The organism is Bradyrhizobium sp. RD5-C2, assembly GCF_019972155.1.
Lineage (GTDB): Bacteria > Pseudomonadota > Alphaproteobacteria > Rhizobiales > Xanthobacteraceae > Bradyrhizobium.
The window spans coordinates 358958-376964 of the sequence record NZ_BOVL01000008.1 but is presented as its reverse complement, the minus strand read 5'-3'; the positions used below and the strand labels follow the sequence as shown (position 1 = coordinate 376964).

Sequence of the window (18007 nt, the reverse complement as noted above, 5' to 3'; positions counted from 1 at the left end):
AGAGTGTCAGCCGACGCATGACCGAGGTTCTGTTCTACCATCTGCAGAACATGACGCTGGAAAGCGTACTGCCGCCGCTGCTCGAGAAGTCACTCGAGCGCGGCTGGCGGGTGGTCGTGCAATCGACGTCGCAGGAGCGCGCCGAGACGCTCGACGCGCATCTGTGGACCTACAGCGACGATTCGTTCCTGCCGCATGCGAGCGCGCGGGTTGCCGACGCGCAGGATCAGCCGATCATCCTGTCGGTCGAGGAGGGTAATCCGAACCGGGCCAATGTCCGGTTCCTGGTCGACAACGCGGCGCTCCCGGCCGACTGCGACAGCTACGAGCGCCTGGTCCTCGTGTTCAACGGCGACGACCCCGACGCGGTGGCTTCGGCGCGGGAGAGCTGGACCGCTTGCAAGGCCCGCGGCTTCGAGGTCACCTATTGGCAGGCCGACGAGCGCGGACGCTGGCAGCGGCGCCAATAGCGATATCGACTAATTAATGATAATTCGACGTTTCCTCGGGCGGGTCACGGTCATGCCGCAAAGTGATGTTCGGACAAGCCCTTAGTAGAGGGGTTAGGAGCCTTGTCGATCGTGCGTGATGGAACATTCAGTCGGAAGTCGCTGCTGGCGTTGCTGGTACTTGCACCTGGCCTTGCCGGCTGCTCGGGCGCGTCCGACATCTTTTCGCGTGACGCGGATTGGTTCTCGCGGCCCGGCCGGGTGTTCATCCGCAACATCTCGATCGAATCGCCGCCGCTGACGCCGGACAAGCCGGTGACCAACGATGATCTCGTCAGTGCTGACGGAAGCTGCCCCGGCATGGCGCCGCCGGCGGGTGCCACCGACGCGAACGCGCAGGCTCCCGGTGCGCCGCGGCCGACCGGCGGCAGTGTCGCACTCGGCCACACCGAATGCGATGTCGTGCGCGGCATCGGCGCCCCCGACAGCGTGAACCTGTCGAGCGGGCCGGGCGGCGAGCGCGTCGCGGTCGTGACCTGGTCGCGCGGCGCGCGCGCCGGTATCTATACGTTCTCCTCAGGACGTCTGACGTCGGTCGAGCGCGGCCCGGATGCTGCGCCGGAGCCGAAGCCCGCGAAGCCGAAGAAGAAAAAGTCTGCGCACAGCTAAACCCCGGGCGCTTCCTCGCAAATCTAGCTCGCGGCTTCGTCGAGTTCGGCGCTGGCTTCCAGCCATTCTTCCTCGGCGCGTTGCAGCGCGCTCTCGGCGCCGGCGCGCGCCTTGGTCAGCTGCGCGGCCTGCTTGGGATCGCGCGTGAAAATATCGGGCAGAGCGAGCGCGGTATCGATCTTTGCGATGATGCCGTTGATGCGCTCGATCTCGCTCTCGGCCTGCGCGACCCGTTGTCTCGGTGAAGTGCGCTTCTCATTGCGGATGCGTTCCGGCTTGGCCGGCTCCCTGACGCGTTCACGCGACACGGTCCGTCCGTCATTGGCCGACAGGATCATGCGGCGATATTCGTCGAGATCGCCGTCATAGGCCGTCACCGTCTGATTGGCGACGACCCACAGACGATCGGCACAGGCCTCGATCAGATAGCGATCGTGCGAGACCATCATGATGGCGCCGGGGAATTCGTTGATCGCCTCCGCCAGCGCCGCGCGGCTGTCGATGTCGAGATGGTTGGTCGGCTCGTCCAGGATGATCATGTTGGGGGCGTAGAACGTCGCAAGCCCGAGCAGCAGTCGCGCCTTCTCGCCGCCCGACAGGCTCTTCACCAGCGTGTCGCCGGCCTTGCCGGAGAAGCCGATCGCGCCGACACGGCCGCGCACCTTGCTCTCCGGAGCCTCGGGCATCAGCTTGCGGATGTGATCATAGGGCGAGCCGTCGAGATTGAGCTCGTCGACCTGGTGCTGTGCGAAATAGCCGACCGATAATTTATCGGCCCGCGTGATCCTGCCCGCGAACGGCGCGAGCTTGCCCGCCAGCAGCTTGACCAGCGTCGACTTGCCGTTGCCGTTGGAACCGAGCAGCGCGATGCGATCGTCTGGATCGACGCGCAACGTCACGCGATTGAGCACGGGCTTGCCCGGCTCGTAGCCGACCGAAACGTCATCGACCGCGATGATCGGCGGCGACAGCAGCTTCTCCGGTGCCGGAAAGGAGATCTCGCGAACGTCCTGGGTTACAAGTGCGGTGATCGGCTTCATCCGCTCCAGCATCTTGACGCGCGACTGCGCCTGCCGCGCCTTGGAGGCCTTGGCCTTGAAGCGGTCGACGAAGTCCTGCAGGCGCTTGCGCTCATCGGCCTGCCGCTTGGCGTGCTTGGCGTCGAGCAATTCGCGCGCGGCGCGCTGCTCCTCGAAGGAGGAATAGGTGCCCTTGTAGAGCGTCAGCTTGCCGCGATCGAGGTGCAGGATCTGATCGACCGAGGTGTCGAGCAGATCGCGGTCGTGGCTGATCACGATCACCGTGCGCGGGTAGTTGGCAAGGTGGTTCTCGAGCCACAACGTGCCCTCGAGATCGAGGTAGTTGGTCGGTTCGTCCAGCAGCAGCAGATCGGGTGCGGAGAACAGCGTCGCCGCCAGCGCCACGCGCATGCGCCAGCCGCCGGAGAATTCCGCGCACGGCCGCGCCTGGTCTGATGTCGAGAAGCCGAGGCCGGAGAGGATCGCGGCGGCGCGGGCCGGGGCGGAGTGAGCGTCGATGTCGACCAGCCGGGTCTGGATATCGGCGATCCGGTGCGGGTCGTGCGCCGTCTCGGCCTCGTGCAGCAGCGCGTCGCGCTCGAGGTCGGCCTTCAGCACGACGTTGATCAGGCTTTCGGGTCCGTCGGGCGCTTCCTGCGCGAGGCTGCCGATTCGCCAGCGCGGAGGAAGCGCGATGCTGCCGCTCTCGGTCGGAAGCTCGCCCCGGATGGCATGAAACAGCGTCGACTTGCCGACACCGTTACGGCCGACAAATCCGACGCGCGCGCCGGGCACGATTTGCACAGAACTGTGATCAATCAACAGCCGCCCGGCGATCCGGACTGAAATGTCAGTGATGGAGAGCATGCAGCGTTGTCACCGGACCCGCTGCCAAACGCAACCCGTCTGTCGGTAAAATCTCTCCGGACGGCTGTTGCAAAAACGCAATTGGGCTGCCGGTGAGCCCGCACTATCTAGTGGCGCTCGTTTTCCCGGCGTTGCATTTCCTCGAGCAGCTGTTGCAAGCGGGACGAAAGTGCGGGTTCTGGCCGCATGCTTTGCTGGAGTCGTTCACCCACGGCATCGCAGATGTAACGGCAGGTCTTGCGATCAATCTGATCGGGATCGTTGTCGGTCTGGGTCATTGTCATCGTCATGGCTCTCGGCATGTGCCTTGGAATGTTTCTTGGCGAGTTCCATCTCGCGTGCTTCGTAAATCCTGCCATGACAAGTCGCGACCTCCGAATTTGGTTTCGGTTCCGCCTTACTGTCGCCTTGAGGTAGTGAGGCGGGTTCCCTGGCGGGCACAAAAAAGCCCCGGCGCGAGGCCGGGGCGATGCAAGTCAGGGGAGCAGTCGACAGAACAGATGGATCAGTAGCAGCGGTTGACCAGACGCCAGCGGGGACCCCACGGGGTCGGCACGACGCGGCGCACATAGCAACCGCCACCGTAGCCATAGCCGCCGTAGTAGGCCGGCCCACCGACGATGACGCGCGGGCCGCCCCACCAGCCGTGGTGCCATCCGCCGTGCCAGCCGCCATGCCAACCACCCCAGGCCGAGGCGGAGGTCGGGGCGAGTGCGGCGGCACCGAGCGAAATTGCGGCAACGGTAGCGAGCGATAATTTGCGTAACATGATCGTCTCCTCGAGGTATGGGCGCGCGTGACGCGCCCGCGGTGACATCGTTTCCCGAGACGTCCTGTGAGGCTTGCGGATGGGGGGCCAGCAAGGCGTCCGATCGGTGTAGAGCCTAGGCGACTGCAGCTGAACGGCAGCGGCACGGCGCTGTCAGAATGGGTTCACCTAAGTGAAATCGCGGTAAGTTGGCCGAGCCTGTCGCTGTCCACAGACCGCCCGGACGACGGTTTCTGTCGTGAAAATCCATCAAAACTAAAGGCTAACGCGTCACAGGGTCGCTTGCCGTTACCCCACTGCGCCGATATAAGCCCCGGCAACTCCCAGCCACCGTTTACAAGGACGAAATCATGGCGATTGAACGCACCTTTTCGATCATCAAGCCCGATGCCACCGAGCGCAACCTGACCGGCGCGGTCAATGCGGTGATCGAGAAGGCGGGCCTGCGGGTCGTGGCGCAGAAGCGCATCCAGATGACCCGCGGCCAGGCCGAAACCTTCTATGCCGTCCACAAGGCACGCCCGTTCTTCGGCGAACTGGTCGACTTCATGACCTCCGGCCCGGTCGTGGTCCAGGTGCTGGAAGGAGAGGGCGCCATCCTGAAGTATCGCGACGTGATGGGTGCGACCGATCCGTCGAAGGCCGCCGAAGGCACCATCCGCAAGCTCTATGCGAAGTCGATCGGCGAGAATTCGGTGCACGGTTCGGATGCTCCGGAGACCGCGGTGATCGAGATCGCGCAGTTCTTCGCCGGCAACGAGATCGTCGGCTGACGCCGCACAACTGAAGTGACGCGGTCTCCTGGGGAGACCGCGTCGAAATGAACTGGGAGCGGCGGACCACCGCCGCCAGGGGCGGCCATAAGGCCGAATAGGACTCGCTGTGGACTGGCTGTGGCAGATCTTTGATCCGGCGTACATCGGCGCGTTCTTCACCGAGTTCAAGAACGAGATGGCGACCCCGACCTTCTGGGTCGCCGTCGGCAAGATCATCTGGATCAACGTCCTGCTGTCGGGCGACAACGCGCTCGTGATCGCGCTCGCGTGCCGCGGGCTCGCGCCGCGCCAGCGCCTGTGGGGCATGATTCTCGGTGCCGCCGCGGCGGTGCTGCTGCGCGTCATCTTCACCGGCATCGTCGCCAGCCTGATGGAGCTTCCCTACCTGAAGCTGGTCGGTGGACTGGCGCTGATCGTGATCGCCGCCAAGCTCCTGGTGCCGGAGCAGGAGGACGAGGACAGCGTGCACGCGGCCTCACATCTGTGGGCCGCGGTTCAGATCGTCGTGGTCGCGGACATCGTGATGAGCCTCGACAATGTGATCGCGGTCGCCGCTGCCGCCAATGGCAGCGTACCGCTGCTGGTGCTCGGACTTGCGATCAGCGTTCCCCTGATCGTGGCCGGTGCGGCGCTGATCATGGCGCTGCTCACCAAGCTGCCGGTCCTGGTCTGGGCCGGCGCCGCGCTGCTCGGCTGGATCGCGGGCGACGTCATTGCGACCGATCCGGCCGTGCATCCCAAGCTGAATGCGCTGTTCGCCGGACCGCTCGGTGCCAGGCTCGATTCCTGGCTGACTTCGATCGGGATGTCGCCGCAATTCGCCCATGGCGGCAACGGCGGCGAGATCACGCTCGCCGTGCTCGGCATCGTCGTGGTGCTGGTCATGGGATCGATCTGGCGCCGTCACACGCTCCGCAAGGCCAAGCACGCCGCCAAGGCGGCGTGACGGGCACCTGCGATGTCCCGCTTCAGGCGGGCCGTCCGATCGTCAACGGAACGCATCGATCCCGGTCAGCGCGCGTCCGACGGCAAGCGTATGAATTTCATGCGTGCCTTCGTACGTCGAGACAGCCTCGAGATTGATCATGTGGCGGATCGGCGAAAATTCCAACGTGATGCCGTCCCCGCCGTGCAGGGCGCGAGCTTCACGTGCGACTTCAAGACCTGCCTGAACGTTCTGAAGCTTGCCGAGGCTGAGCTGCGCGGCGGTCACGCAGCCCTGTTCTCTCAGGCGGCCCAGATGAATGGCGAGCATCGTGGCGTGGCCAACCTTTGAACACATCACCGCAAGGCGCTGCTGCGTAAGCTGGAAGCTCGCCAGCGGACGGCCGAATTGTGTTCGCGCGAGCGACCGCTCCAGCGCAGCAAGGAAGCAGTCGCGCGCCGCTCCCGCCGCACCCCACAGAATCCCGTAGCGCGCTTCGCTGGTGCAGGACAGCGGCGCGCGCGAGCCGGAGGCGAGGGGAAGCAATGCCGATGCCGGCAGCCGAACGTTGCGGAGGCCAAGCTCCGTGGAGGAGGAATGGCGCATCGCCACCTTGTCGCCGATGTCCACGGCGCTGAAGCCGGCCGTTTGGGTCGGGACGACGAAGCCGCGAATGCCCTCGTCGGTCTTCGCCCAGACGATTGCAACGTCGGCATCCACACCGTTGGTGATCCAGCGCTTCTTGCCGTTAAGTACCCAATCGGGACCATCTCGTCGGGCCACCGTCTGCATGCCGGCGACATCGCTGCCGGCAGTGGGCTCAGTCATCGCGAAGCAGCCGACGGCCTCGCCTGTGGCAAGCTGCGGCAACCATTCCGCGCGTTGGTCCGGCGAACCGTACTCGGCCAATGCAAACATCACGAGGTTGTCCTGCGTTGAGACGAGCTGGCGAAAGGCCGTGTCACCAGCTTCGAGCTCGAGCATCTGCAGGCCGAAAGAGACCGCGGGCGGAATCCGGGCCGCAGTCTCCCCGATCAATCTGCCGAACATTCGGTGCTGGCCGAACAATCTCGTCAGTTCGCGAAGCGGCGGCCTTGTCTTGAACCAATCCCGCGTATGCGGCTTCAGTTCTCTTTCGACGAATTGTCTCACGGCATCGCGTTCACCACGCTCCGCGGGTGTGAGCATCGAGTCGAGCGCGAGAAAGTCAGCCGGGCTCGAAGTGTCCTTGCCATGAAGCACTTCCGGTAGCAGCCATACGTGCTCAGCAGCGTCATGTTCCACCAGCGATACGTTTGCCATTTCGAATCGTCCTCCTTTGCGCGACGGGCATTTGCCTGCCAGCGACCTGTGCATCGCGATGGTGCGGAGGAGAACTGCCGATCTTTGCGCAGTTCGTGTGCGCAAACGCGCAGAAGGGTTGCTACGGGGTGTCCCGGCTCACCTCAGGCATTGGGTGATCGCCACGAGGTGATCGATCACGACGCGGATGCGCGCCGAGCGACCGATGTCGGGGTGATAGACGAGCCACAATTGACGCGTGGCTTCCTCGCTTTCAGCCACGCAACGGAGCTCCTCGCAGTCCTCCGCGAGCACGTGGGGTACGGCGGCGAGCCCCATCCCGGCGCGAGCACCCGAAATCAAGAACACCAGGTCGTTGGCAAGCATCACAATGGGCCGGTCTCCGGCAAATTTGCGTAGCCAACGCTGCTGCGGGGAAGCGTCAAGCGCTTCGTCATAGGCCAGAAAGACCCGCTCTTCCTCAGCGACCTCGTCGAGATAGGTGCGCGCACCATAGATCCCGTATCGCAAGCGACCCAGGTTCCGGATCGTCAAGCCGCCGTCTTCGGGGCGTGACAGCCGCAACGCAATGTCGGCCTCCCGGCGTGCGAGGCTTGCTGCCGCAGTCGCGCCGAGGACGTCGAGAACGAGACCCGGATGATTGCGGCCCAAGGCCGCAAGCCGCGGGACCAGCCAGAGACTCGCGAACGCTGGCGGCGCGCTGATTCTGACCCGGCCATTGACCGCCGCTTCACCGCCTTCAAGGCGCTGAATCGAGAAGACGGCTTCTTCAAGCGCGCCGACGCGCTCGGCGATGCGTTCGCCTTCGGCCGTCAGCACGTATCCGCGTGGCAGGCGATCGAACAGCTTGATCTTGAGCGCGCGCTCCAGGCTGTCGACGCGCCGGGCGACCGTCGAATGGTCGGCACGAAGCCGGCGGGCGGTGGCCGAGAGATTGCCCTGGCGGACCAGTTCGGCAAAGAAACGGAGGTCATCCCAATCCATATGCGAATTTTTGCACAGAAACTGCGCGCGGATAAGGAATTCTTGCGCGCAGGCGCTCCCCCTAGGTTGGTCTTATCACTGGAGACCACCAATGACCCTGAGCATTGCCATGACCGCGCCCGGCGGCGTCGACGTCCTCAAGCCGGTTCGCGCGGACCTTCCGCGTCCGGCGGCCGATGAGGTGCGGCTGCGTCAAACCGCGATCGGAGTTAACTTTGTCGATATCTACCAGCGCATGGGGCTCTATCCCGTACCCGGCATGCCGGCCGTGCTCGGAGTGGAGGGTGCCGGCGTCGTGGAAGCGGCGGGACCGAGGTCAAAGCGTTCCGCATCGGAGACCGTGTCGCCTATGCCGGCCTGCCGCTCGGCGGCTATGCCGAAGCCCGCAACCTGCCGGCCAGCAGGTTGGTGCGCATTCCCGACGGCATCGACGATCAGACCGCAGCGGCCGCCATGTTGCGCGGCATCACCGCGCACATGCTGCTCGATCGCGTGTGCCCGGTTCGCCAGGGCATGGTGGTGCTCGTGCACGCCGCCGCGGGCGGACTTGGATTGATCCTTACGCAGTGGGCAAAGCGCCTCGGCGCAACCGTGATCGGTACTCCCTCGACAAGGCGGAGCTTGCGCGCAGCCATGGCCTCGATCACGCGATCCTGTATCGCGAGACTGATTTTGTTGCGGAGGTGCGTCGTCTGACCGACGGTACCGGCGTCGACATCGCCTATGACGGTGTTGGCGGAGAGACGCTGACTCGGACGCTCGATGCGATGAAGCCGTTCGGTACGGTCATCAGCGTCGGCCAAGCCGGCGGATCCTTGCCGGCAATCGCGCTCGGCGAGTTGGGACCCCGTCGGTCATTGTCACTCGCGCGGCCCAGCTTCTTTGCCTATGCCGGCGATCCGAGATCCTACGCCCGTGCGACGGCGGCCCTGTTTGAGCAAATCGGACGCGGTCTGAAGATCAAGATTGGCGCCGAGTTTGCGCTGAGCGATGCGGCGAAAGCCCATCTCCGTCTCGAGCAAGGCGCAACCGTCGGGTCGATTCTGCTCCGGCCGTAACGGCCGGTGGAGTTCTCAAATCGAATCCCCCGGGAAGGAAAGTCCGGTTCGATCCAGCGGTGCCGGAAACGCTGCTAGCGCCGCACGATCGAGCCGGCACGCCCGACGAGCCGCGCCAATTGCTTGAAGCGGCTGCCGACGCGGTCGGCGACCAGATCCACCATCCGGTGTTCGAACACCAGCATCAGCTTGCGGCCCTGGGTGCGGAAATGCGTCGCCGGCAGCACGCCGGTGCGCGCCGCGGTGATCAGGTGCGCGACACGGAACGCGGCGCCGAGCACACGCGCGCGCTCGTCCATCGCCGGCGTCACCAGCGCGCGGATCTGCGGCGGCGGCTCGTTCTCCTCGCTGAGGCCGGCGTAGCGATAGAACACCGACAGCGCGACGAAGGCGCGGCCCTGATGGGTGATCGAGCCGAAATTGCCGTTCATGATCAGGCTGAGGGTTTCCTCGCCGCGATGATCGGGATGCACGCGCCAGCCAATGTCGGAGAGCAGGCAGGCGACGTGGCGCAGCCTGCGGTCTTCCTCGGTCTCGCGCAGCCGGACGACGCGCACCAGCCGGTCGGTCCACGCCGTCAGCTCCTGGGCGTGGCGGGCAGAGCGCGACAGCAATTCGTTGAGGTTCTGCGCAGCGCAGACTAGCCCGTCCTTGGCGCGTTCGGCTTGCGGCAGCATCTCGTAGAGCAGGCCCTCGCGCACGCCGAAGGTCGAGAACACGATGGTCTTCGGCTGGGCCACGCGGATGATGTATTCGAGCACGAGCGCGGCATAGGCCAATAGTGGCCGCCGCGCATCTGCGATGGATTCGATATTGGCGAGCATGTTGGTGGCGGCGAGCCGCCGCAGCCGCTGCGCGAAGTCGAGCGCGTCCGCCGCCGGAATCGAATAGCCGTGCATCACCTTGAGCGGGTAGCCGCTCTGGATGATGTGGATGCGCGCCAGCGCGCGCCAGGTGCCGCCGACCGCGTAGAAGGTGCGGCCGCGGCCGGTCTTGAGCTGGGCGACGCCGAGCAGTTCGTTCTTGACGATGCGTTCGGCGCGCTTGAGCGATTTGTTCGAGAGGTCCTGCAGCGCGAGGCTGCCGAGCGGCAGCGTCACGCCGCTGCGCACGCGGTTGCCCTTGACGTCGATCAATTCGAGCGAGCCGCCGCCGAGGTCGCCGACGATGCCGTTCGGATTGTGCACGCCAGAGACGACGCCGAGCGCAGACAGCTTCGCTTCACGTGGCCCGGTGAGGATCTCTATCTTGGCGCCGCAGATGCGCTCGGCCTGGGCGATGAAGTCCGGACCGTTCTTGGCGTCGCGGCAGGCCGCGGTCGCGATCGCGTAGACGCGGCCGACCTGCTGGATCCGGCACAGCGCGCGAAAGCGGCGCAGCGCCGTGAGCGCCTTGTTGACCGCGTCGGTTGCGAGCAAGCCGGTGCTCTGCACCTCGCGTCCGAGCCCGCACAGCGCCTTCTCGTTGAAGATGGTGATGAGGCTGCGCGCCATCGCCTCGTAAACCACGAGACGAACCGAGTTCGAGCCGATATCGATCACAGCGACGCTGGAAGCGCGCTTCCGCGGCCGCTTCACCGTAAGGCCCCCTTAAGACGATGGCTGCTGACGCTCGTTACGACGCGTGAGACGGCGCGGTGAAGATTCCTTGAGAGACTTACCACGGCCGGACAGACTCGGATTTGTCATAAAATAGTCATGCAGATTGAAAGGCTCTTCGCCTTTCGCGGCCTTCATACGCGTTGACGATCCGTCCGGCAACAATTGCCAGCTCTGCTCGGTGTCCTTCAGGTTCGCGACCATGATCTGTTCGAGAACCTGCTGATGCACCGTGGGATTTTGCAGCGGACAGAGCACCTCGACGCGGCGGTCGAGGTTCCGCGGCATCATGTCGGCGGACGAGATATACACAGCAGCTTTTGCGCTCGGCAGGCCCTGGCCCATGCCGAAGCAATAGATTCGGCCGTGTTCCAGGAACCGGCCGATCACCGATTTGACGCGGATGTTCTCGGACAATCCGGGCAGTCCGGGCCGCAGGCAGCAGATGCCGCGCACCACGAGTTCGATCGAGACGCCGGCCTGCGAGGCCTCATACAGCGCGTCGATGATGTCAGGGTCGACGAGCGCGTTCATCTTCATCCAGATCGCGCCGGACCGGCCATGCTTGACGTGGGCGATTTCGCCGTGGATGTGCTCGATGATCCGCTTGCGCAATGTCAGCGGCGACACCGCCATCTTCTCGATGTCGCTCGGCTCGGCATAACCGGTGATGTAGTTGAACACCCGCGCGACGTCGCGGCCGATGATCGGGTCCGAGGTGAAGTAGGAGACGTCGGTGTAGATGCGGGCGGTGACCGGATGGTAGTTGCCGGTGCCGGTGTGCACATAGGTCGTGAGATTGCCGCCCTCGCGGCGGACCACCATCGACAGCTTGGCGTGGGTCTTCAGTTCGATGAAGCCGTAGACGACCTGCACGCCGGCGCGTTCGAGGTCGCGCGCCCAGCGGATATTGGCCTCCTCGTCGAACCGCGCCTTCAATTCAATCAGCGCGGTCACCGACTTGCCGGCTTCGGCGGCATCCGCCAGCGCGCGCACGATCGGCGAGTTGTTCGAGGTGCGATAGAGCGTCTGCTTGATCGCGACCACGTCGGGATCGCGCGCCGCCTGTTGCAGGAACTGCACGACGACGTCGAAGGATTCGTAGGGGTGGTGAACCACGAGGTCCTTCTGGCGGATCGCGGCGAAGATATCGCCGCCATGGTCGCGCACGCGCTCGGGATGGCGCGGCACGTAGGGCGGGAATTCGAGGTCGGGGCGATTGAGGCGGGTGAGCTGCGACAGCTCGTTCATCGCGAGCACGCCGTCGACCAGAATCACTTCATCGTCTGCGGCCGACAAGGCGTGCTGCACGAAGACGCGCAGCTCTTCGGGCATCGTGGCCTCGATCTCGAGACGGATCACTGATCCGCGCCGACGGCGCTTGAGCGCGGTCTCGAACAGGCGCACGAGGTCTTCGGCCTCTTCCTCGATTTCGAGTTCGGAGTCCCTGATGATGCGAAACGCGCCCTGGCCCTTGACGGTGTAGCCGGGGAACAGGCGGCCGATGAACAGGCCGGTGGCCTGCTCGAGCGTGATCAGGCGGGCCGGCGCGCCTTCCTTGGTCGAGGGAATGCGGATGAAGCGGTCGATCTTGCCGGGCATGCGGATCAGCGCGTTCATCGCCTTGCCGTCGGCGATCCGCGACAATTGCAGCGCGACCGTGAAGCCGAGGTTCGGGATGAACGGGAACGGATGCGCCGGGTCGATCGCCAGCGGCGTCAGCAGCGGGAAGATGTTGTGGAGGAAGTGATCCTCGATCCAGGTGCGTTCGGACTTGGTGACGTCGCGCCCGTCGACCAGCTGGATGCCGACCTTGGACAGGAGCTCGCGCAGGTCGCTCCAGATCGCCTGCTGGTCGGAGGCGAGTTGCGAGACGGTCTTGTTGATCATCACGAGCTGCTCGGCCGGCAGCAAGCCGTCCGGGCTGCGCTCCGCAATGCCTTCGCGGACCTGCGCCTTGATGCCGGCGACGCGGACCATGAAGAACTCGTCGAGGTTATTCGCCGAAATCGACAGGAAGCGGACCCGCTCCAGCAGGGGATGGCCGAGATTGACCGATTCCTCGAGCACCCGGCGGTTGAAGTGCAGCCAGGACAGCTCCCGGTTGATGAACCGCTCGGGGCTGCTCGCGATCGCGGGGACGGGCGGGAGCTCCGCCTCTTTCTCTTTGATTTCAGGTGCTTGTGCCGAGTCCATCAAGTGCTGGTCCAATTCCGGGCAGGGGGCTGGGGCGGTCTAGCCGAGGGCCGCGCAGACCATGTGATATTGCGATGACGTTTCGATGACATTGATGTTCCGCTGGCCTGCGCCGTCAAGCCGCGGGACTGCTCAGGCATCGCGCAACAGCTCCGCCGCCAGCGCCCGGGTCACCGGCCGGCCGAGCCGCAGCGCCTCGGTATCCAGGAGCTCGACCGCCTGGCGGACGGCGGCATAGGACCGCTCGATCCGGTTGGTCAGGTAGCTGACGAGCGGCTCGTCCACGCTCATCTGGCGGTCGGCGCAGAACTTGACGATCAGGCCGCGGAACAGCTGGTCATCGGGCGGCAGCAGCGTCACCGTCGGCACAGCGCGGAGCCGCGACCGCAGATCGCGCAGCTCGATCTCGAACGCCGACGGCGGGACGCGCGCCGTGATCAGCACGAAGGCGTCGTCCTGGCGCGCGAGATTCATCAGATGGAACATCGTGCGCTCGTCGAAATCCGCCGGCCTCAGATCCTCGACCACAAGCGCGCCGGTAGCGAGAGCAGTGGGCACCGCGTCGGCGGTCAGGGCATGTGCCGCGGTCGAGCGCGCGCCGGCGATCTCGGCCCAGATCGCGGCGAGGTGGCTCTTGCCGGAGCCGTCAGGCCCCACCAGCAGCATGATTCGGTTCGGCCAGTCGGGCCAGCCGTCGATCAGCGCCAGCGCTGCCTCATTGGCGGGCCCCTCGAGGAAATCGTCGCGGGTCAGCTTCTCCTCGTGCGGCAGGGCCAAGGCCAATTGACGAGGTTGAACGCTACCGGCCACGCAAATCTCCAAACCACTTTATTTTAGCATGATCCCTGCGCAAACGCTTCGCGTTTGTCGCGGGAAAACCGGTTTCCACTTTTCCGGGATCGTGCGCTACCGAGCCTCGATCGTGCTCATGTGCCGCACCCACTCCACGAGATAGAGGGACACCGAACCCAAAGTAAAGATTGTGACCAGTCCCATCAGGATCACGTCGTAGGGATGCGGCTGAAAGCCGAAGCCGAGCGAGGCCAGCACCAAAGCCGCGAACGCAACCTGTGCCACCGTGTTCAACTTCGACACCATCAACGGCTTCATCTCCACCGGCTTGTCGAACAACCATGACACAATCACGGCGGAGACGATCATGATGTCGCGCGACACCACGAGAATCACGATCCAGCGCGGCACCGCGCCCCAGATTCCGAGCGCGACATAGATCGACACCAGCAGCGCCTTGTCGGCGAGCGGGTCGAGCAGGGCGCCGAGCTCGCTGGCCATGTTGAAGCGCTTGGCGAGGAAACCGTCGACCGCATCCGAGACGCCGGCGATCACGAAGATCGCGAACGCGATCTCCATCTGGCTCGACACGATGGCCCAGACGATCACCGGCACCAGGATGATGCGGGCGAGGGTGATGATATTCGGAATGCTCAACTTGAATCGCTTCCCGGCTAGAAGCCTGATTTTACTCGATATCCGGCTCTTTTGCGCAGTGGCCGGGTGTTATCTACATAGTATCGCGGCAGCATTGCCGCGAGCCATTGCGCGGGGGCGGAATTCCTCGTAACCAGCCCCTTATCATCTGGAATTGGGCATGACCGAGCGCAAAAACGGGCTCACTTACGCGGATTCGGGTGTCGATATCGACGCCGGCAATCGTCTGGTCGATCTGATCAAGCCGATGGTGCGGGCCACCGCACGGCCCGGCGCGGACGCCGAGATCGGCGGATTCGGCGGGCTGTTCGACCTCAAGGCCGCGGGCTTCAAGGATCCGGTCCTGGTGGCCGCGACCGATGGCGTCGGCACCAAGCTGAAGATCGCGATCGAGACCGGCATCCATGGCGGCATCGGCATCGACCTGGTCGCGATGTCGGTCAACGACCTCGTCGTGCAGGGCGCGGAACCGCTGTTCTTCCTCGACTATTTCGCCTGCGGCAAGCTGCATCCGGAGGCCACCGCGCAGATCGTCGCGGGGATCGCCGAGGGCTGCCGCGAATCCGGCTGCGCGCTGATCGGCGGTGAGACCGCCGAGATGCCCGGCCTCTACAAGGACGGCGATTACGACCTCGGCGGCTTTGCGGTCGGCGCGGCCGAACGCGGCACCCTGCTGCCGACCGGGGACATCGCGGCCGGCGATGCCGTGATCGGCCTGGCGTCCTCGGGCGTGCACTCCAACGGCTATTCGCTGGTGCGCAAGCTCGTCGAGCTGTCCGGCGTGGCCTATGATGCGCCGGCGCCGTTCGCACCGGTGATGACGCTCGGTGCGGCGTTGCTGACGCCGACCAAGCTCTATGTGAAGTCCTGCTTGCGCGCGATCCGCGAGACCGGCGCGGTGAAGGGGCTCGCCCACATCACCGGTGGCGGCTTCACCGACAACATTCCGCGCGTGCTGCCCAAGCATCTCGGCGTCGGCATCGATCTGGCGCGGCTGCCGGTGCTGCCGGTGTTCAAATGGCTGGCCGAGCAGGGCGGTATCGCCGAGCTCGAGCTGCTGCGCACCTTCAACTGCGGCATCGGCATGATCGCGATCGTCAAGGCTGACGCGGTCGATGCGGTGACCGAGGCCTTCACCGCCGGCGGCGAGACCGTGACGCTGCTCGGTGAAGTGATCGAGGCCAAGGACGAGCATCGCGTGGTCTATCACGGTCATCTCGATCTTTCGCGATGAAGCGCCGCACAGCCATCCTCATCTCCGGCCGCGGCTCCAACATGGCCGCGCTGATCGAGGCTGCGAAAGCTGCGGATTTTCCGGCCGAGATCGTCGCCGTGATCTCCAACCGCGCCAACGCTCCCGGGCTCGAGAAGGCGGCAGCGAGCGGCATTCCGACTGTCGTCATCGAGAGCAAGCCGTTCGGCAAGGACCGCGCGGGTTTCGAGGCGGCGCTGCAGCGGGTGCTCGACGACAGCCAGGTTGAGCTGATCTGCCTCGGCGGCTTCATGCGGCTGTTCACCGCCGAATTCGTCCGGCACTGGTACGGGCGGATGCTCAACATCCATCCGTCGCTGCTGCCCTGCTTCCCCGGCCTCGATCCGCATGGCCAGGCTCTGCGTGCAGGGGTCAAGCTGTCCGGCGCGACGGTGCATTTCGTGATCCCGGAGACCGATGCCGGACCGATCGTGATGCAGGGCGCGGTCACCGTGGCTGACGACGACACGCCGGAGACGCTCGCCGCGCGCGTGATCACCATCGAGCATCGGATCTATCCGGAGGCGCTGCGGTTGCTGGCGAGCGGCCGGCTCAAGCTCGAAGGCGATCTCTGCAGGACGCAAGGCAGCGCCGCAACCGGCAGCACGCTGATCGCGCCGGCGCCTGAGCGCGTGGTTGCGCAAGAGATCCCCGAGAGCAATCCCCCGGGTGATGCGGCCGGGGGAGGCATCAGGATGAATTCCGCCAGCAGCGGCGTTCAGTGAACCTTGAGGTTCTCTGCCGACGCCTTGCCGCGGTTCTCCACCAGCTCGTACTCGACGGTCTGGTTCTCGTTCAATGTGCTGAGACCTGCGCGTTCGACCGCCGAGATGTGAACGAACACATCCTTGTCGCCGACGGCCGGCTTGATGAACCCGTAGCCTTTGGTCGGGTTGAACCATTTGACGGTACCCTTCGGCATCGTCTCTCTCCCAGTCTAGACATAAAAAAGACGCGGCCACGTTTTCCACGTGCCACGCCACAAGCGGGCTTTCCGCTGTCTGTTCAATTCCCGGGTCTCTATATCCAAGGTCTTCAAGTCCGAAGTTTCGCCTGTCGAAGCCTTGGCTATCAACGTCGTGAAACGCACAGTCGAACGGCCGCAATCCGATTGTGAAGGGATTGCAACACGAAATCTGCGCCTTAGCAAGCGCGCTGGTTTCGCCTGACGCAACCTCAGCCTGTGCCGGTCGAACTTGGGCGCCGAGCGTTCGGCCACTGGGCGACGGCCGGACGTGCCGGAACCTGGTTTGCTAGCCCCGATCCACCCGCACCACGCGGCCCTTGTCGATCGCAAGCGCGAGCTGCCCGCGCTTGAGCTTGAGCGCCGCCTCGCCGAACAGTTCGCGCCGCCAGCCGTGCAGGGCGCCGACCTCGGCCTCATCGCTGGCGGCGATCTGCTCGAGGTCGTCGACGGTGGCGATCACCTTGCTGGCGACGCCGTGGCGCTCCGAGGTCATGCGGAGCAGCACCTTCAACAGCTCGACGGTCGCCGCGCCGTTGGAATTGTTTCTCGGCTTTTCCAGCTTGGGGAGCGTCGCCGGGTCGCGGGCCAGTCCGCGCTGCACCGCGGCGATGATGTCGGCACCCCATTTCGAGCGTTCGAAACCCTTCGGCAGCGAACGCAGATTGCCGAGCTTGTCCAGCGAGGTCGGCGCATGGGTGGCGATGTCGCCGACCGCGTCGTCCTTGAGCACGCGCGAGCGCGGCACGTCGCGGCTCTGGGCCTCCTGCTCGCGCCATGCGGCAACCTCGATCAGCACCGCGAGCTCGCGCGGCTTGCGGACGCGGGTCTTGAGCCGCTCCCAGGCACGCTCGGGATGGAAGTCGTAGGTCTTGGGCGAGGTCAGGATTTCCATTTCCTCGCTGACCCAGTCGCTGCGGTCGCGCTTCTTCAGATCGGCGTCGAGCGCCGCGAACACTTCGCGCAGATGGGTGACGTCGGAGACGGCGTAATGCAGCTGCTCCTCGCTCAGCGGGCGGCGCGACCAGTCGGTGAAGCGGTGGGTCTTGTCGGGGCGGTGGCCGGTGACGCGATCGACCAGCTGGTCATAGGCGATGCTGTCGCCATAGCCGAGCACCATGGCGGCGACCTGGGTGTCGAAGATCGGATGCGGGATCGTGCCGGAGAGGTGCCAGACGATTTCGATGTCTTGCCGTGCGGCATGAAACACCTTCAGCACGGCTTCGTTCGACATCAGTTCGAACAGCGGCTTGAGGTCGATGCCGGGCGCCAGCGCGTCGACCACGACGGCTTCATCCGCGCTCGCCATCTGCACGACGCAGAGCAGGGGATAGTAGGTCGTCTCCCGCAGGAACTCGGTGTCGACGGTGATGACCTTGTGTTGGGCGAGCCGGTCGCAGGCGGCGGCGAGGTCGGAGGTCGTGCTAATCAGATCCATGAACAGTCCATGACGGCTTGACCACACGCGTTCTGCCGAAAGGGCAGCTATGTCAAGGGTCTTGCAGGGATTTTGGCTCTGCACCGGGTGAGGGACAGGACATTTTTGAAGTGATTGGGCGCGATTCGCGGGCATTTTCGGCCCGGTTGTGCCCCGAATCCGTCCGTCGTCCTGGCGAAAGCCAGGGCCCATAACCACCGGAATTCGCTGGTCGGGGGATCGCGGCCCCGGCCGCGTATGGCAACGCACCGTCATTGGCGAACCCCATCTTCGGTGTCATCGCCCGGCTCGA

At 65.0% G+C, this 18007-nt stretch carries 19 protein-coding genes; 8 read left to right on the top strand and 11 right to left on the bottom strand.

Features of this window, described 5'->3' with window-relative positions:
• The first annotated feature begins 17 nt into the window (after positions 1-17).
• On the top strand, positions 18-470 hold the full coding sequence (locus BraRD5C2_RS09540) for a DNA polymerase III subunit chi (RefSeq protein WP_223968022.1): 453 nt from the start codon (positions 18-20) through the stop codon (positions 468-470).
• A gap of 102 nt (positions 471-572) precedes the next feature.
• Positions 573-1118 (top strand): hypothetical protein, encoded by a 546-nt coding sequence (locus BraRD5C2_RS09535; RefSeq protein WP_223968021.1) that lies wholly within the window; start codon positions 573-575, stop codon positions 1116-1118.
• Between the two features lie 23 nt (positions 1119-1141).
• Here the strand turns inward: BraRD5C2_RS09535 and BraRD5C2_RS09530 are convergent, their stop codons facing one another.
• The 3 genes from BraRD5C2_RS09530 to BraRD5C2_RS09520 all read right to left on the bottom strand — a co-directional run bounded on the left by BraRD5C2_RS09530 (position 1142) and on the right by BraRD5C2_RS09520 (position 3773).
• Positions 1142-3004, bottom strand: coding sequence for an ABC-F family ATP-binding cassette domain-containing protein (locus BraRD5C2_RS09530; protein ID WP_223968020.1), 1863 nt, complete (start codon positions 3002-3004; stop codon positions 1142-1144).
• Between the two features lie 107 nt (positions 3005-3111).
• Positions 3112-3282: a hypothetical protein gene (locus BraRD5C2_RS09525; RefSeq protein ID WP_223968019.1), complete on the bottom strand. Its 171-nt coding sequence runs from the start codon at positions 3280-3282 to the stop codon at positions 3112-3114.
• 227 nt (positions 3283-3509) lie between these two features.
• The gene (locus BraRD5C2_RS09520) at positions 3510-3773 is read right to left on the bottom strand and encodes a sulfur globule protein precursor (RefSeq protein WP_223968018.1); all 264 of its coding nucleotides are present in this window, start codon (positions 3771-3773) and stop codon (positions 3510-3512) included.
• A 350-nt stretch (positions 3774-4123) separates the two neighbouring features.
• On the opposite strand from BraRD5C2_RS09520, the gene ndk reads away from it, so the two are divergent.
• A complete protein-coding gene (gene ndk / locus BraRD5C2_RS09515; protein WP_050425938.1) occupies positions 4124-4546 on the top strand; it encodes a nucleoside-diphosphate kinase in 423 nt (140 codons plus the stop codon).
• A 109-nt stretch (positions 4547-4655) separates the two neighbouring features.
• Entirely contained in the window at positions 4656-5495 is an 840-nt protein-coding gene (locus BraRD5C2_RS09510; RefSeq protein WP_223968017.1) for a TerC family protein, read from the top strand.
• A 42-nt stretch (positions 5496-5537) separates the two neighbouring features.
• Here the strand turns inward: BraRD5C2_RS09510 and BraRD5C2_RS09505 are convergent, their stop codons facing one another.
• Both BraRD5C2_RS09505 and BraRD5C2_RS09500 read right to left on the bottom strand, forming a co-directional pair.
• Positions 5538-6776, bottom strand: coding sequence for an acyl-CoA dehydrogenase family protein (locus BraRD5C2_RS09505; RefSeq protein WP_223968016.1), 1239 nt, complete (start codon positions 6774-6776; stop codon positions 5538-5540).
• Positions 6777-6914: 138 nt separating this feature from the next.
• A complete protein-coding gene (locus BraRD5C2_RS09500; protein ID WP_223968015.1) occupies positions 6915-7760 on the bottom strand; it encodes a LysR family transcriptional regulator in 846 nt (281 codons plus the stop codon).
• A 91-nt stretch (positions 7761-7851) separates the two neighbouring features.
• On the opposite strand from BraRD5C2_RS09500, the gene BraRD5C2_RS39515 reads away from it, so the two are divergent.
• Entirely contained in the window at positions 7852-8316 is a 465-nt protein-coding gene (locus BraRD5C2_RS39515) for an alcohol dehydrogenase catalytic domain-containing protein (RefSeq protein ID WP_308444401.1), read from the top strand.
• Positions 8317-8326: 10 nt separating this feature from the next.
• The gene (locus tag BraRD5C2_RS39510; protein ID WP_308444400.1) at positions 8327-8818 is read left to right on the top strand and encodes a zinc-binding dehydrogenase; all 492 of its coding nucleotides are present in this window, start codon (positions 8327-8329) and stop codon (positions 8816-8818) included.
• A 74-nt stretch (positions 8819-8892) separates the two neighbouring features.
• On the opposite strand, the gene ppx is transcribed toward BraRD5C2_RS39510, so the two are convergent.
• The 4 genes from ppx to BraRD5C2_RS09475 all read right to left on the bottom strand — a co-directional run bounded on the left by ppx (position 8893) and on the right by BraRD5C2_RS09475 (position 14061).
• Entirely contained in the window at positions 8893-10395 is a 1503-nt protein-coding gene (ppx, locus tag BraRD5C2_RS09490; RefSeq protein WP_223968014.1) for an exopolyphosphatase, read from the bottom strand.
• A 12-nt stretch (positions 10396-10407) separates the two neighbouring features.
• Entirely contained in the window at positions 10408-12612 is a 2205-nt protein-coding gene (locus tag BraRD5C2_RS09485; RefSeq protein ID WP_223968013.1) for an RNA degradosome polyphosphate kinase, read from the bottom strand.
• Positions 12613-12744: 132 nt separating this feature from the next.
• Positions 12745-13422: a P-loop NTPase family protein gene (locus tag BraRD5C2_RS09480; protein ID WP_223968012.1), complete on the bottom strand. Its 678-nt coding sequence runs from the start codon at positions 13420-13422 to the stop codon at positions 12745-12747.
• Positions 13423-13518: 96 nt separating this feature from the next.
• Entirely contained in the window at positions 13519-14061 is a 543-nt protein-coding gene (locus BraRD5C2_RS09475; RefSeq protein ID WP_223968011.1) for a CDP-alcohol phosphatidyltransferase family protein, read from the bottom strand.
• Between the two features lie 160 nt (positions 14062-14221).
• Between BraRD5C2_RS09475 and purM the strand changes: the two genes are divergently transcribed.
• The gene (gene purM / locus BraRD5C2_RS09470) at positions 14222-15295 is read left to right on the top strand and encodes a phosphoribosylformylglycinamidine cyclo-ligase (RefSeq protein ID WP_223968010.1); all 1074 of its coding nucleotides are present in this window, start codon (positions 14222-14224) and stop codon (positions 15293-15295) included.
• Complete coding sequence (purN, locus tag BraRD5C2_RS09465) at positions 15292-16038, top strand: phosphoribosylglycinamide formyltransferase (RefSeq protein ID WP_223968009.1); 747 nt, start codon at positions 15292-15294, stop codon at positions 16036-16038. Before purM ends, purN begins: the two co-directional genes overlap by 4 nt.
• Here the strand turns inward: purN and BraRD5C2_RS09460 are convergent.
• Together BraRD5C2_RS09460 and rnd are read right to left on the bottom strand one after the other, a co-directional pair.
• The gene (locus BraRD5C2_RS09460) at positions 16032-16235 is read right to left on the bottom strand and encodes a cold-shock protein (protein ID WP_021079877.1); all 204 of its coding nucleotides are present in this window, start codon (positions 16233-16235) and stop codon (positions 16032-16034) included. The two genes, purN and BraRD5C2_RS09460, sit on opposite strands and share 7 nt — an antisense overlap.
• Positions 16236-16566: 331 nt before the next feature.
• The gene (gene rnd / locus BraRD5C2_RS09455; RefSeq protein WP_223968008.1) at positions 16567-17715 is read right to left on the bottom strand and encodes a ribonuclease D; all 1149 of its coding nucleotides are present in this window, start codon (positions 17713-17715) and stop codon (positions 16567-16569) included.
• Between the last annotated feature and the right edge of the window lie 292 nt (positions 17716-18007).